Annotated in this window: 14 protein-coding genes and 1 pseudogene; 6 read left to right on the top strand and 9 right to left on the bottom strand. The window is 67.4% G+C overall.

What is annotated here, in order from left to right; translation table 11 throughout:
- Window position 1: 1 nt before the first annotated feature.
- Window positions 2-901: a LysR family transcriptional regulator gene (locus ACM0O9_RS01425; RefSeq protein WP_065177951.1), complete on the bottom strand. Its 900-nt coding sequence runs from the start codon at window positions 899-901 to the stop codon at window positions 2-4.
- Between the two features lie 312 nt (window positions 902-1,213).
- Here ACM0O9_RS01425 and ACM0O9_RS01430 point away from each other — a divergent pair, with 312 nt between their 5' ends.
- The gene (locus ACM0O9_RS01430; RefSeq protein WP_065185822.1) at window positions 1,214-1,426 is read left to right on the top strand and encodes a DUF4287 domain-containing protein; all 213 of its coding nucleotides are present in this window, start codon (window positions 1,214-1,216) and stop codon (window positions 1,424-1,426) included.
- Window positions 1,427-1,534: 108 nt separating this feature from the next.
- Entirely contained in the window at window positions 1,535-2,242 is a 708-nt protein-coding gene (locus tag ACM0O9_RS01435) for a YitT family protein (protein ID WP_005415543.1), read from the top strand.
- An 82-nt stretch (window positions 2,243-2,324) separates the two neighbouring features.
- Here the strand turns inward: ACM0O9_RS01435 and ACM0O9_RS01440 are convergent, their stop codons facing one another.
- Together ACM0O9_RS01440 and ACM0O9_RS01445 are read right to left on the bottom strand one after the other, a co-directional pair.
- Window positions 2,325-2,870, bottom strand: a complete 546-nt coding sequence (locus ACM0O9_RS01440) for a DNA-3-methyladenine glycosylase I (RefSeq protein WP_005415544.1) — start codon at window positions 2,868-2,870, stop codon at window positions 2,325-2,327.
- A complete protein-coding gene (locus ACM0O9_RS01445; RefSeq protein ID WP_065185823.1) occupies window positions 2,867-4,660 on the bottom strand; it encodes a DUF4153 domain-containing protein in 1,794 nt (597 codons plus the stop codon). Before ACM0O9_RS01445 ends, ACM0O9_RS01440 begins: the two co-directional genes overlap by 4 nt.
- Window positions 4,661-4,751: 91 nt before the next feature.
- Between ACM0O9_RS01445 and ACM0O9_RS01450 the strand changes: the two genes are divergently transcribed.
- The 4 genes and pseudogenes from ACM0O9_RS01450 (at window position 4,752) to ACM0O9_RS01465 (ending at window position 7,458) form a co-directional block, all read left to right on the top strand.
- Complete coding sequence (locus ACM0O9_RS01450; RefSeq protein WP_049410646.1) at window positions 4,752-5,318, top strand: YqgE/AlgH family protein; 567 nt, start codon at window positions 4,752-4,754, stop codon at window positions 5,316-5,318.
- Window positions 5,311-5,805, top strand: coding sequence for a Holliday junction resolvase RuvX (gene ruvX, locus ACM0O9_RS01455; RefSeq protein WP_005408378.1), 495 nt, complete (start codon window positions 5,311-5,313; stop codon window positions 5,803-5,805). Before ACM0O9_RS01450 ends, ruvX begins: the two co-directional genes overlap by 8 nt.
- A gap of 16 nt (window positions 5,806-5,821) precedes the next feature.
- Window positions 5,822-6,772: an aspartate carbamoyltransferase catalytic subunit gene (locus ACM0O9_RS01460; protein ID WP_049410639.1), complete on the top strand. Its 951-nt coding sequence runs from the start codon at window positions 5,822-5,824 to the stop codon at window positions 6,770-6,772.
- Between the two features lie 195 nt (window positions 6,773-6,967).
- Window positions 6,968-7,458, top strand: a pseudogene (locus tag ACM0O9_RS01465) (REP-associated tyrosine transposase).
- 86 nt (window positions 7,459-7,544) lie between these two features.
- Here the strand turns inward: ACM0O9_RS01465 and ACM0O9_RS01470 are convergent.
- The 6 genes from ACM0O9_RS01470 to ACM0O9_RS01495 form a co-directional block, all read right to left on the bottom strand.
- Entirely contained in the window at window positions 7,545-8,342 is a 798-nt protein-coding gene (locus ACM0O9_RS01470) for a carboxylesterase family protein (RefSeq protein ID WP_065185824.1), read from the bottom strand.
- A gap of 71 nt (window positions 8,343-8,413) precedes the next feature.
- Window positions 8,414-8,680, bottom strand: coding sequence for a hypothetical protein (locus tag ACM0O9_RS01475; protein WP_019659457.1), 267 nt, complete (start codon window positions 8,678-8,680; stop codon window positions 8,414-8,416).
- A gap of 105 nt (window positions 8,681-8,785) precedes the next feature.
- A complete protein-coding gene (mgtE, locus tag ACM0O9_RS01480; RefSeq protein WP_049410631.1) occupies window positions 8,786-10,147 on the bottom strand; it encodes a magnesium transporter in 1,362 nt (453 codons plus the stop codon).
- A 228-nt stretch (window positions 10,148-10,375) separates the two neighbouring features.
- Window positions 10,376-12,145, bottom strand: a complete 1,770-nt coding sequence (ptsP, locus tag ACM0O9_RS01485; protein WP_065177946.1) for a phosphoenolpyruvate--protein phosphotransferase — start codon at window positions 12,143-12,145, stop codon at window positions 10,376-10,378.
- Window positions 12,146-12,147: 2 nt separating this feature from the next.
- Window positions 12,148-12,417: an HPr family phosphocarrier protein gene (locus ACM0O9_RS01490; protein ID WP_005408385.1), complete on the bottom strand. Its 270-nt coding sequence runs from the start codon at window positions 12,415-12,417 to the stop codon at window positions 12,148-12,150.
- A complete protein-coding gene (locus ACM0O9_RS01495) occupies window positions 12,410-12,802 on the bottom strand; it encodes a PTS sugar transporter subunit IIA (protein WP_005408386.1) in 393 nt (130 codons plus the stop codon). The genes ACM0O9_RS01490 and ACM0O9_RS01495 overlap by 8 nt, the downstream gene beginning before the upstream one ends.
- Window positions 12,803-13,210: the final 408 nt, after the last annotated feature.

The raw sequence follows: 13,210 nt of genomic DNA on the forward strand, positions 1-13,210 counted from the left end.
CTCAACACCCCATCGGCCCGCGCAGCGCATCAAGCACCGTCCGCATCGCCACGGTCACGTGGCGGCGCGAAGGGTAATACGCGTAGTAACCATCGAAGTGCGGGCACCAGTCGTCCAGCACTGATTGCAGCCGTCCATCGTCCAGCATCGGCTGCACCTGGTCTTGCGGCAGCCAGGCCAATCCGCTGCCGGCCAGCGCAGCGGTGCGGGTCATGCCCATGGTGTTGAACGTCCACTGGCCGCTCACGCGCACGCTCAGTTCATTGCCGTCCTGGCCGAAATCCCACGGCATCAGCCCACCATGCGTAGGCAGCCGCAGGGTCACGCAGTTGTGCCCGGCCAGGTCGTCCGGATGCCGCGGCACCACGTGCTGGCGGAAGTAGCTGGGCGCCCCGACCACGCGCATGCGCAGCGGCGGGCTGATCGGTACGGCGATCATGTCGCGCGCCAGCCGCTCGCCCAGGCGGATGCCGATGTCGTAGCGCTCGGCCACGATGTCGGCCAACCCGTAGTCGGCCGCCAGTTCCACCTTCAAATCCGGATACTGCCGCAGCAACGGCGCCAGCCTGGGCCAGGCGATGTACTCGGCGGCGTGGCCGGTGGCATTGATGCGGATGGTGCCGGCCGGGCGTTCACGGTACTCGGCCAGCGCGGCCAGCCCGTCCTCGATCTCGGCCAGGCGCGGGGCCAGGGTATCGAGCAGGCGGGCACCGGCTTCGGTGGTCGAGACGCTGCGGGTGGTGCGGGTCAGCAGGCGCACGCCCAGGCGCTGCTCCAGTCCGCGCATGGCATGGCTGAGCGCGGACTGGGACACGCCCAGTTGGGCGGCAGCCTTGGTGAAGCTGCCCTCGCGGGCAACGTGGACAAAGGCCTGCAGATCGTTGAGATTTTCGCGGGGCATGCGGGGATGATACGGCCGGGCTGCGCCCGGCACCTGCCGAAACAACGTCAACGTCAAAAACTGGCTTCCTGTGGAAGGCGAGGTGGCTCAGGTCGCGGGGGACGGCGCAAGTACGTCCATGTAGCCTCGGTCGCGCCATCCATGGCGCTCACGCCCCCGCAACCGGACCCACCCCGCCTTCGACAGTTTCCCGCTGCTGTCGGTGGGTGCCGACCGTTGGTCGGCACGGGATCCGGCCCCACTACGTGAGGGTGTGTCGATTTCTGCGTCTGTGGTTCGTCAAATGAATGACTTCAACAACGGGGGCTGCACATGAGCACTGGCACCAAGCCGAAAGGCCCGGCCTCGTACTTCCCCTCCATCGAGAAGACCTACGGGCAGCCGGTGGCGCACTGGTTCGGGCTGCTGGCGGGGAAGAAGGGCCTGAAACACATGGAACTGGTCAGCTTCCTGAAGAGCGAGCACGGCCTGGGCCATGGCCACGCCAACGCGCTGGTGGCGCACCATCTGGCCGGCAAGGGGTGACCGGCGGCCGGCGGAGCGGGCTGGGGCGCATTCAGCTGAACGATTTCATCTGCAACTGTCATGCAGATCGTGTCTAATACCGCTCCCCACCTGCTGTTCCCCACCCGCATGTCCCTTCCCTCCCATGGCCCCGCGCCGTGCGACGACGCTGACGGCCACCTGGTCACCGCCGGTCCGCTGACCCCGCCGCCCGACAGCGCCGGCACCACCGCCGACGACAAAGCGCTGCGTCACTCGATCGCCGAGGACGTGCAGGGCATGGTGCTGGCCACGATGGTGGCCTCGCTGGGCCTGGCCATCTTCGCCAAGGGCGGGCTGATGATCGGCGGCATGGCGGGCATGGCCTTCCTGCTGCACTACGCGATGGGCTGGAACTTCGGCCTGGTGTTCGTGCTGGTCAACCTGCCGTTCTACTGGGTGGCGCTGCGGCGCATGGGCTGGGAATTCACCCTGAAGACCTTCGCCGCGGTCACCGCCTGTGGCGTGCTGACCGACCTGCTGCCGCGCTGGATCGACTTCTCGCACATCAACCCGCTGTACTCGGCGATTGTCGGCGGTGCGTTGTCCGGCCTGGGCATCCTGTTCTTCATCCGCCACCGTGCAAGCCTTGGCGGCATCGGCATCCTGGCGGTGTACCTGCAGCGCACCCGTGGCTGGAGCGCGGGCAAGGTGCAGATGTCCTACGACGCGTGCCTGATGGTGGCCGCGTTCTTCGTGTTGTCGCCGTCGAAGGTGCTGTATTCGGCCATCGGCGCGGTGGTGCTCAGCCTGGTGCTGATGTTCAACCACCGCCCCGGCCGCTACATGGGCGTGTGACGTTCAACGGTGTTGCCGGCCAGCGGCCGGCACTACCGGAACCCAGGCATGGCAGCGCCGGGCCATGCCCGGCGGATATCCATCAGCGGGCGGCAGCCTTCAACCACGGCGGCGACAGCATCAGCAGCCGCGCATGCACCGGGCAATCCTCGGCGTGCGCACCGGGCAGGTAGCCCAGGCTCATCAGGAATTCGCCGGTGATCTCGCCGCCGGTGAAGCGGAACGTCTTCTTGAACAGCTTCACCCAGTCGGCCTTGCTGCGCGGGTGGTGCGCATCCAGCCACGCCGCGAAGCTGCCATGGCTGGCCCGCAACTGCTGGATCACCTGCGCGTTGTGGATCGCCGCCCGTACCTTCAGCCGGTTGCGGATGATGCCTGCGTCCGACAGCAGGCGCTCGATGTCCTGCTCGGCATACGCCGCCACGCGGTCGACATCGAAGCCGTCGTAGGCCGCGCGGAAGCCCTCGCGCTTCTTCAGGATCGTTTCCCAGCTCAGGCCGGCCTGGTTGATTTCCAGCACCAGCCGCTCGAACAGCTCGCGCTCGTCACGCTGCGGGAAGCCGTACTCGTTGGCGTGGTAATAGTCGTGCACCGGATGGCCCGGGGCGATGAGGCAGTAGCCGCTCATGGGGAAGGCTCGTTGGAATCGGATTCGGATTCGGGATCGATGGCCACCGCAGGGTGCCCGCCGATGGACAGCATCGGCCAGCGCGGTGGAATGAGCGTGAGTCTGCCGTCACGCAGGGCCTGGTTGATCGTCTCGGCCTGGCCGCTGACGGTGCCGAACAGCGCACCGGCCCGGCGCCACTGGGAATCCTTGCCACGTGCGTACAGCACGCAGTCCGGTCCACGGTGGGTGTTCAGCTCGCACAGCAGCACCTCGCCGGTACCATCGCCGTCCAGGTCGCGATGCACGATCAGGCAGTCGCGCTCGCTCTGGGCGCAGGATTCGCCATTGATCGATCGGGTGGCCAGAGCTTTCCACCAGTCGTCCGGTGGAGAACTGGATCCCTTGGCCAGCTTCAGCGCGCGCTGCAGGGCGGCGACGTCCTGCGGCCCCTTGTCGAGGCGGTGGCCGTCGTCCCAGCGTGAGGTGCGTGCCAGTGCAGCAGCGATCACCTGTGGCGCGTTGGCATCGGCGGTGATGGCCGGATCGCGCTGCAGTTCGCGCAGCGCCCGCACGCCACGGCGCCCCAGATCGAAGCGCAGCACGTTGACGTCGCTGCTGGTGATCGCCGGCGGATCCGCACGCAGGCGCGCCAGCTGGCTGGACAGGGTCAGCCGCACCGGATCCAGCAGCGGCGAGTTGCCCAGCAGTGCCAGTGCCAGCACCGCCCAGCACATCCAGCGGTTGACCGGCTCCAGCATCTGCAGCCAGCGGCGCTGCCGGCGCAGCACCGCCAGCGCGTAGCCCACGGCATAGCCGGCCGTGGCCAATGCGACGAGCACCGCCCAGAAGCGATCCAGGGTCCAGCCGTACTGCGCCACGCGCAGGCCCAATGCATACAGTGCCAGCGCGGCGTAAACCGGCAGTGTCAGCAGGCTGGCTTCGACCAGCCTGCGCAGCACCAGAGGGTAGGAGACACTGTCTTCCCCCTGCTGGTAGACCGCATTGGTGAACGTCACCAGCAGCAGCGACACCACCACCAGCAGGCTGGCGGCCGAACGGGTCTTCCACAGCGGTTCCAGCCCGGTAAGCGGCAGGCTCAGCACGAACAATACGGCGATGAACGACAGCAGCGGCAGCAGCCCGCGGCAGATCGCGAACAGCACCTGGCGGGTGATCTGGATCGCACGGTGCTGGGTGCGCCCGATCAGCACGCCGAACCCGGCCAGGCTGCCGGTGGCCAGTGCGATGAAAGCGTCCTGCCGGAACAGGTCGCGGAAGACATTCACGTCCAGCAGTTGGAACAGCGCTGCCCACAGCCACAGCAGCAGCCAGGTCAGCCCGGTGAACAGCGCCGCCAAAGCGAGGGTCAAACCGTTCTGCCAGGCGCGCTCGAACAACTCGGGGTAGCTGGCGCGCCAGTGCCCATGCTGCAGCTGGAACTGCCACCAGGGCAGGGCCACGAACACCGCCACGCCCATGCCCAGGGTCAACGGAAACTGCAGCGCGCCCGACTCCAGTGCGGTCTCGCCATTGAGGTTCCAGCCGATCCAGGCGGCCAGCGCCAGCACCACCGCCGAGCCGAGCACGGCCTGCAGCCACAGTCGGCGCTGGCCCAGCTCGACCAGGCTCAGCGCCACCGCGCTGGGAATGGCCAGCACCCAGGCGTACCAGCAGTAGCGCCAGCCGATATCGCGGAATGGCCAGGCATCGGACAGCTCCTGCGCGGCATACAGCATCAGGCCCTGCAGCAGGGCAAGCAGGACGATGGCGCTGCGTGCCGGCAGGGTCAGGGGCGAAGAAGACGGCATCAATGACCTTCCGTGGCAAAGCACCATCCTAGCCCATCGTGGTTCGGCGCCATCGCGCGACCATCCCGCCCCCAGCAGGTAGAATGGGCCCATGCCTGTAATGCCGACCTCCCTTGCCGATCACCTGCTCGTCGCGCTGCCGTCGCTGCTCGACGCGACCTTTGCCCGCAGCGTCGCGCTGATCTGCCAGCACGACGAGAACGGGGCGATGGGCGTGCTGGTCAACCAGCCTTCCGAATACACGCTGGGTGAAGTGCTCGCGCAGATGGACATCACCACCGGTGATGGCGACCTGCAGGCGCGCATGGTGCTCAATGGCGGCCCGGTGCATCCCGAGCGCGGCTTCGTCATCCATGACGACGCGCGCGCGTGGGATTCCAGCCTGACCGTGGGCCACGGCCTGTACCTGACCACCTCGCGCGACATCCTCGAAGCGATGGCGCGCGGCGAAGGCCCGGCCAATGCGGTGGTCACCCTCGGCTGTGCCGGTTGGGGCGCAGGGCAGCTGGAAAGCGAGCTGTCCGAGAACAGCTGGCTGACCGTGCCGGCCGATGCCGAGCTGGTGTTCCAGCTGCCGCTGGAGCAGCGCTGGCAGGGTGCGGCTTCGCGTATCGGTGTCGACCTGTTCCGGCTGACTGACTACAGCGGCCATGTCTGAGCCCATCACGCCCGCACCGGATTCTGCTGCCCCGGCCATCCGTCGTGACGGCACGGTCCTGGGTTTTGATGTCGGCTCGCGGCGGATCGGCGTGGCCATCGGCAGTGCCTTTGCCGCGCATGCGCGCGCGGTGGCGGTGGTCGATGTGCACGGCAACGGCCCGGACTGGACCGCGATCGAACGCCTGCTCAAGGAATGGAAGCCCGACGGCCTGGTGGTCGGCGACCCGCTGACCCTGGACGGCCAGGACCAGCCCAACCGCAAGCGTGCGCAGGGCTTTGCCCGCCAGCTGCGGGAACGCTTCAAGCTGCCGGTGGTGATGATCGACGAGCGTTCCAGCTCGGTCGAGGCTGCCCGCCGTTTCGCCGTCGAGCGCGCCGAAGGGCGCAAGCGTCGCCGTGATGCGGCCGCCCTCGACGCCGTGGCCGCGGCGGTGATCATCGACCGCTGGCTGTCGTCCCCCGACGACGCCACCCCCATTCCCTGACTGCACGACTCCCGCCATGACTGCCCAGCAAATCGATGCCTCCGGACGCCTGCGCCACCTGCTGACCCTGGAAGGCCTGCCGCGCGAAACCCTGCTGCAGTTGCTCGACCGCGCAGGGCAGATCCGCGATGCCGCGGTCGGCCGAGTCGGCAACAAGCGCCACGTGCTGGCCGGTTCGGCGGTGTGCACGCTGTTCTTCGAGCCGTCCACGCGCACCCGCAGCTCGTTCCAACTGGCCGCGCAGCGCCTCGGGGCCGATGTGCTGAACTTCGATGCCTCGACCTCGTCCACGCGCAAGGGCGAAACCGCCTGTGACACGCTGCGCAACCTGGAAGCGATGGGCGTGCGCGGCTTCGTGGTGCGCCACCCCGATGACGGCGCCGTGGCCGCGCTGGCCGACGCCGCGGGCGAGGGCACCGCGCTGATCAATGCCGGCGACGGCCGCAGCTCGCACCCGACCCAGGGCCTGCTCGACATGCTGACCCTGCGCCAGGCCAAGGGCCCGGACTTCTCGAAGCTCAAAGTGGTGATCGTCGGCGACGTGAAGCACTCGCGCGTGGCCCGCACCGACCTGCATGCGCTGCGCACGCTGGGCGTGGGCGAGATCCGCGTGTGCGGCCCGCAGTCGCTGCTGCCGGATGACGAGACCCTGAAGGGCTGCGTGGTCGGCGATGATTTCGACGCGATGCTGGAAGGCGTCGACGCGCTGATGATGCTGCGCCTGCAGCGCGAGCGCATGGAAGAAGGCCTGGTGCCGTCGCTGGAGCAGTACCACGCGCAGTACGGCCTGACCCGCGAGCGCCTGGCGCGTGCCGGCAAGGACGCTGCGGTACTGCACCCGGGCCCGATCAACCGCGGCGTGGAAGTGACCGACGACGTGGCCGATGGCCCGCAATCGTGGGTGCTGCGCCAGGTCGCCAACGGCGTCGCCGTGCGCATGGCCGTGCTGGAAACCTTGCTGGGCTGAGCACTTTGGTGGGTGCCGACCGTTGGTCGGCACGGCTGATCTGTCCTCATCCGGCCCGGTGGGTACCGACCGTTGGTCGGCACTGAACCATCAGTGCGGTGAAGTGCGGGCCTGGCCATTGAATGGTTTCGGGCCTACCTGTATTGACGTGTTGCCCGATAGAAGAGAGATACCGGCAGGCGCACGCTTGGGCCCATGAACCGCGCACGCCTACGCCTTGGCCGCCATTCCCGGATCGGGCAATCCTACATCCTGACCACCGTCACCCAGGAACGTCGACGCTACTTCGATGATGCCACTGCGGCACAGGAGGTGATGGATGTGTTCCGTCGCATTGATGATGATGGCCTGACGCACTCACTTGCCTATGTGGTCATGCCGGACCACATCCATTGGCTTGTGGAGATCCGTGCGTTCTCGCTGGACTACATCATGCAACGCTTCAAATCGAGCAGTGCATTGCGGATCAACCGCATGCTGGGCAAGACAGGACCATTTTGGCAATCGAGCTATCACGATCACGCCATTCGTTCTGAAGAATCACTGTTTCGCCATGCGATGTAATCGTCGCCAACCCGGTCAGGGCGAACTTGGCGAGCTGCGTGGGAGAGTATCCGTATGCCTGGTGCCGATGGGAGATTGATGGGAGGTACCAAGCAATGGATTACCCCGAAGCGGAGAGATAGTGCCGACCAACGGTCGGCACCCACCAATACCCAAGCCGACCAACGGTAGGTATCCACCAACAGATGTTCCCAGCAGAAGCCGCGGTTCAGCGCTTCTGCGCGAACAGCCATGCCCACATCGCCGGGTCCGCGTAGGTGGCGTCCCAGGCATTGTGGTTGCCCTCCGGGTACTCGGTGTAGCGCACGTCGCGTGCAGCGGCGCTTTGGAAGGCGGCGTGCAGCCTGCGGTCGTCGTCCGGCGGCACCACGTCATCCAGCGCACCATGGAAGATCCAGATCGGTGTGTGCCGAAGCCGCTTGGCGATCGCGGCATACGGATCGGATTCCTGGGCCACCTGTTCGACGAACAGCGTCGGACGCACCGCGCGCGGCGCCAGCACCGCGCCGCATACCGGCACGATCGCGGCGAAGCGCCCGGGGTCATCCAGCGCGATGTTCCAGCTGCCATAGCCGCCCATCGACATCCCGGTCAGGTACTGCCGCGAGGGATCGGCACCGAACTCGGCGATGGTGGCGTCCAGGGCGGCCAGCGCAACGCGGTTGTTGCGCCCGCTCCATTCCTGGCGGCCCGGCACCTGCGGGAATACGGCCAACGCGGGGAAGTCGGCCGCGTGCCTGCGCAGGTGCGGCCCCAGCCCCGCATGGGTCTGCTTGACGCCGTCGCCGCCACGCTCGCCGGATCCGTGCAGGAACAGCACCACCGGCAGCGCGCCAGGCGTGCGCGCCGCGGTTGCCGGAATGAACACCTGGTAATAGGCGGTGCGGCCATCCACTTTCACCGCACGCGATTCGAAGCGGCCACGTGCGCTGTCCGGGTGCGAGGCGCAGCCGGCCATCATCAGGATCGCCAGCATTGGCAGCCAGCGCATCATCGTACGGACCATCGACGTTCCAGGAGCGGTGGGTTCAGCCGCATCCTAGTCCGCCGCAGGTCAACGCGGCATCTTGCGCCGCATCACTGCGGGCGCGGGAAGCTGGCAATGATGTCCAGTTGTTCCTGCGCTTCGGCATTGCCTGCCGCCGCCGCAGCCTGCACCTGCGCCATGTCCGGGTGCAGCACCACCAGCAACGGGTTTTCGCAGACCGGGCAGTCGTACTCGGTGGCGTCCTCGTCCAGCTCCATCTCCATGGCACGCGAGCTGCCCTTCCATTCGCAGGCTGGGCAGGTGTGCTGCTGGTCGCGCCAGCCGGGCTGGAAATAGTTTTCGATCGTGGTGGCCATGAGGGTCCAGTTGGAATCGGGTCAGAGCCCCGCGCTGCGGGGATCCGACCCTAGGTCTTGGTGTGGGTCGGAGCTCCGCGTTGCGGGGATCCGGCCCGGCAGGGATCAGTGCAGCAGCACCAGCGTGGCCAGGCCGAGGAAGGTGAAGAAGCCCATCGAGTCGGTCACGGCAGTCAGGAAGATGCCACTGGCCAGCGCCGGGTCGAAGCCGAAGCGTTTCAGGGTCAGCGGCACCAGTACGCCGGCCAGCGCCGCAAACAGCAGGTTGCAGGTCAGCGCGATGGCGATCACCGCCGACAGCCCGGGCGAGTGGAACCAGACCAGCACGATCAGTCCCAGGATCGAGCCGAGCAGCAGGCCGTTGAGCGCGGCCACCCGCACTTCCTTCCACAGCAGCGTGCGCGCGTTGGAGGCGCCCACCTGGCCCAACGCCAGGCCGCGCACCATCAGCGCCAGCACCTGGGTACCGGCGTTACCGCCGAGGCCGGCGACGATCGGCATCAGCACCGCCAGCGCCACCAGCTTGTCGATGGTGCCTTCGAAATGGCCGACCACGCTGGAGGCCAGGAACGCCGTGCACAGATTGATCGACAGCCACATCAGGCGGCGGCGCATGGCGCGCCAGACCGGGCTGAACAGGTCCTCGTCCTCGTCCAGGCCGGCTGCGCCCAGCGCCTGGTGCTCGGCCTGGCCACGGATGATGTCGACCACGTCATCGATGGTGATGCGGCCAACGAGGATGTTGTTCTCGTCCACTACCGGTGCGGAGATCCAGTCATGGTCGGAGAACTGCCGTGCCACTTCCTGGTCGCTCTCGCCGACGTCGATGGCCGGCTGCTCGTCGTCGATCAGGCGGTTGATCGGGGTGGTGTCCTCGTGGGTCACCAGTGCCGCCAGCGACACCCGGCCGAGATACTGGTGCCGCCGGCTGACCACGAACAGGTGGTCGGTGTGGTCAGGCAATTCGCCGCGCAGGCGCAGGTAGCGCAGCACCACGTCGACGTTGACGTCGGCGCGCACGGTCACCACGTCCGGGTTCATCAGGCGGCCGGCGCTGTCCTCGGGATAGGACAGCACCTGTTCCAGCCGCTCGCGGTTCTCGCGGTCCATCGACTTGAGGACTTCATCGATGACCGTATCCGGCAGGTCTTCGACCAGGTCGGCCAGATCGTCGATGTCCAGGTCTTCGACCGCGGCGATGATCTCGTCCGGGTCCATGTCCGCGAGCAGGCTTTCGCGCACGTCCTCGCCGACGTGGACCAGCACCTCGCCGTCGTCCTCAGGATCGACCAGGCCCCACACCACCTCGCGCTTGCCCGGCGGCAGTGATTCAAGCAGGTTGCCGATCTCGGCCGGGGCCAGGGTGTTGACCAGGCGACGTACCGGGCCCAGCCGGCCGCTGTCCAGTGCATCGGACAGCATCCGCAGTTGGCGCGCAGTCTTGTCGTGGCGTACAGCTTCAGCCATCGCAGCTCCCGCGGGATAAGAAAAGCCGCGATCCCGGCAAGGATGCGGCAACAGGGGTGTTCAGCGCGTCATTATCGCAAGGGGATGTTTCAGCGCATAGCCGCCGGATGGCGGTAGTGCCGGCCGCTGGCCGGCAACCTCTTGGCCTTCAACGAGACGGGGCCAGATCCCTTTTCCCGCGGGAAAGGGATCTGACCCCAGGCGTGCATGCTCGGCGAGCGGGTGGTGTCAGGCCGTTTCCGCCACCAGCGCCAGCCAGCGTTCGATGGCGCGGCGGTCGCGCGCGGCCAGCAGCTTCGGCGCGCGCGCGCGCAGCACGGACAGGTCGGCTTCGCGTATCGCGCGGCGTACCTCCAGCAACGTACCGGGGTGCAGGCTGAACTCGCTCAGGCCCAGCGCCAGCAGCAGCGGGGTCATCCGGGCATCACCGGCCATCTCGCCGCAGACCGCCACCGGGACGCGGTGACGCGCGCCGGTCTCGATCACCATCTGCAGCAGCCGCAGCACGGCCGGGTGCAGCGGTGAATACAACTCGCCCAGCGCCTCGTTGTTGCGGTCGGCAGCCAGCAGGTACTGCACCAGATCGTTGGTGCCGATCGACAGGAAATCGACCAGGTCGATGAAGCTCTCCAGCGCCAGCGCAGCGGCGGGGACTTCGATCATCGCGCCCAGCGGTACGTGGTCGGACACCATGTGCCCTTCGCCGCGCAGCTGTTCGGTCAGTTTGAGCATGCGCCGGCGCACGGCCAGCAGCTCCTCGCGGGTGCTGACCATTGGCACCAGCACGCGCAGCTTGCCGTACGCAGACGCGCGCAGGATCGCGCGCAGCTGGGTGTCGGCCACCTTCGGCCGTGCCAGCGACAGGCGCACTCCGCGCAGGCCGAGTGCAGGGTTCTCTTCGTTGCTCAGGGTCAGGCCGGTACGGTCGGCCTTGTCCGCGCCCAGGTCCAGCGTGCGTATGGTGACCGGCCGCCCGCTCATGCCCAGCGCGGCATCGCGGTAGGTCTGGAACTGCTCTTCTTCGTCCGGCAGCTCATTGCGCTGCAGGAACAGGAATTCGGTGCGGTACAGGCCGAGCCCCTGCGCGCCCAGTGCATGTGCCTGGGTCACGTCTTCCAGTGATTCGGCATTGGCCAGCAGGGCAATGTCGACCTGGTCGCGGGTACGACTGGGCTTGCTGCGCAGGCGGCCGAGCTCGCGCTGCTCGCGCGCGTGCTCCTTCAGCCGGACGCGGTAGTCCCGCAGGTTGTCGGCCTGCGGGTTGACGGTGATGCTGCCGTCGGCGCCATCGATGATCAGCACATCGCCATCGGCGATGCGGCTGAGCAGCTGCGGCACGTTGACGATCAGGGGCAGGTGCAGGCTGCGCGCCAGGATCGCGCTGTGCGACAGCGCGCTGCCGGCGGCCGTGACGATGCCGACCACGCCCTGTGCCTGCAGCTGCGCCAGCTCGGAGGGCGCGATGTTGTCGCAGACCAGGATCTCGCCGGCCAGGCCTTTCACTGCCGACGGCCGTTCGGGTTGCAGGAAGGCGTGGATGCGCCCGATCACATGGTCGAGATCGTCCATGCGGCTCTTCAGATAGGCATCGTCCATGCCATCGAAGACCTTGGCCAGGCGGTCGCGCTGCAGGCGCAAGGCATAGCCGGCGCTGTACGGGCCACTGCGGATCAGCTCGTCCAGGCCGTACAGCAGCTCGGGGTCGTCCAGCAGCAGCGCGTGCAGGTCGAGGAACTCGCCCACTTCCTGGTTCAGGGCGCCATGCAGGCGCTGGCGCAGCTCGTGCATTTCCGTACGCGCGGCATCCAGCGCCCGGTGCAGGCGCGCCAGTTCGGCCTCGACCTGGTGGGCGGCCACGCGCTGCTCGGCCACCTCCAGCGCATGCGGCAGTCGCACGCGTGCCCGGCCCATCGCCGTTCCTCGCGCGGCGCCGTGGCCGGCCAGCAGCTGTACCGGCCGTTGGCCGGAAGGGACCTGGCTGGCGCGTGCGCGCGGCACGCTCAGCTGTCCTCGTCGAAGCGGCGTTCGAACAGGCCGACCACCGCTTCCATCGCGGCGGCTTCGTCCTCGCCGTTGATGCGCACGGTGACCGGGGTGCCCTGGCCGGCGGCCAGCAGCATCACGCCCATGATGCTCTTGGCGTTGATCTCACGGCCCTTGGCGGCCATGGTCACGTTGCAGCGGAACGGCGCCAGGGTCTGCACCAGCTTGGCGGTGGCCCGGGCATGCAGGCCCAGGCGGTTGCTGACGGTGAGTTCTCGTTCAAGCATCGTCGACTATCGCTCCATTACGGGTACCCGCCGCGGCTGTGGCAGGCAGTTGATCCAGTCCCTGTTCCGGATAATTCATCACCCGCAGCAACATCGGCAGGCTCAGCGCCGATACCCGGCGAACCGGGGTCCCCAGCCGGGCCAGCTGCCCGGCAAGGTTGGCGGGGCTGGCGCCGTACAGGTCGGTCAGGATCAGCACGCCGTCACCTCCATCGACCCGCCGCAAAGCGGCCGAGGCGAGCGGGAGCAGGGCGTCCAGGTCTGCGTCGAACGGTACTTCGAAAGCTTCGGTTTTCAGCGGCAACTGCCGCAGGAGCCGGGTCGCCACGTCAAGCAGGGCGGTCCCGACCCCGGGATGTGTTACGAGGAGAATGCCACAGGTCATTACTGCACGTTAACAGGTCAAGGTGAATCGGCGATAGCAGCAGATGAGGGGTACTGTGTCCCGTATTCAGTGTTGCTCGGGTCGGGGACCTTTTTCATTGGAAAAGGGATCCGACCCCATGCGTTTTTCGATGCCTGGCAGCGATTCATCCACGCATGGCGTGGATCTACCGTGTCGACCAAGGTCGACACCTACCAACAGCGCACGGAATCTGTCAGAGGCGGGGCGGTGTGGGTAGGCAGGACCGTTGGCGCCATGGATGGCGCCATCGAGCCCCCATGGACGGGTTCACGGCGTGTCCTGGCTACCCACACCGCCCCGCCATCCCACGGAATGCCGCTTTTGCTGTTGCTGTTGCTGTTGCTGTTGCTGTTGCTGTTGCTGTTGCCGGCCAGCGGCCGGCACTAC

This window comes from Stenotrophomonas sp. FR012, from assembly GCF_047520565.2.
GTDB classification, from domain to species: domain Bacteria; phylum Pseudomonadota; class Gammaproteobacteria; order Xanthomonadales; family Xanthomonadaceae; genus Stenotrophomonas; species Stenotrophomonas sepilia.

What these genes read in the sequence shown, in the direction of transcription:
- ACM0O9_RS01470 (WP_065185824.1), bottom strand. Translation starts at nt 8,342, where the DNA reads ATGGTCCGTACGATGATGCGCTGGCTGCCAATGCTGGCGATCCTGATG.
- ruvX (WP_005408378.1), top strand. Translation starts at nt 5,311, where the DNA reads ATGTCTGAGCCCATCACGCCCGCACCGGATTCTGCTGCCCCGGCCATC.
- ACM0O9_RS01440 (WP_005415544.1), bottom strand. Translation starts at nt 2,870, where the DNA reads ATGAGCGGCTACTGCCTCATCGCCCCGGGCCATCCGGTGCACGACTAT.
- ACM0O9_RS01430 (WP_065185822.1), top strand. Translation starts at nt 1,214, where the DNA reads ATGAGCACTGGCACCAAGCCGAAAGGCCCGGCCTCGTACTTCCCCTCC.
- ACM0O9_RS01425 (WP_065177951.1), bottom strand. Translation starts at nt 901, where the DNA reads ATGCCCCGCGAAAATCTCAACGATCTGCAGGCCTTTGTCCACGTTGCC.
- ACM0O9_RS01450 (WP_049410646.1), top strand. Translation starts at nt 4,752, where the DNA reads ATGCCTGTAATGCCGACCTCCCTTGCCGATCACCTGCTCGTCGCGCTG.
- ACM0O9_RS01495 (WP_005408386.1), bottom strand. Translation starts at nt 12,802, where the DNA reads ATGACCTGTGGCATTCTCCTCGTAACACATCCCGGGGTCGGGACCGCC.
- ACM0O9_RS01460 (WP_049410639.1), top strand. Translation starts at nt 5,822, where the DNA reads ATGACTGCCCAGCAAATCGATGCCTCCGGACGCCTGCGCCACCTGCTG.
- ACM0O9_RS01475 (WP_019659457.1), bottom strand. Translation starts at nt 8,680, where the DNA reads ATGGCCACCACGATCGAAAACTATTTCCAGCCCGGCTGGCGCGACCAG.
- ACM0O9_RS01445 (WP_065185823.1), bottom strand. Translation starts at nt 4,660, where the DNA reads ATGCCGTCTTCTTCGCCCCTGACCCTGCCGGCACGCAGCGCCATCGTC.
- mgtE (WP_049410631.1), bottom strand. Translation starts at nt 10,147, where the DNA reads ATGGCTGAAGCTGTACGCCACGACAAGACTGCGCGCCAACTGCGGATG.
- ACM0O9_RS01490 (WP_005408385.1), bottom strand. Translation starts at nt 12,417, where the DNA reads ATGCTTGAACGAGAACTCACCGTCAGCAACCGCCTGGGCCTGCATGCC.
- ACM0O9_RS01435 (WP_005415543.1), top strand. Translation starts at nt 1,535, where the DNA reads ATGTCCCTTCCCTCCCATGGCCCCGCGCCGTGCGACGACGCTGACGGC.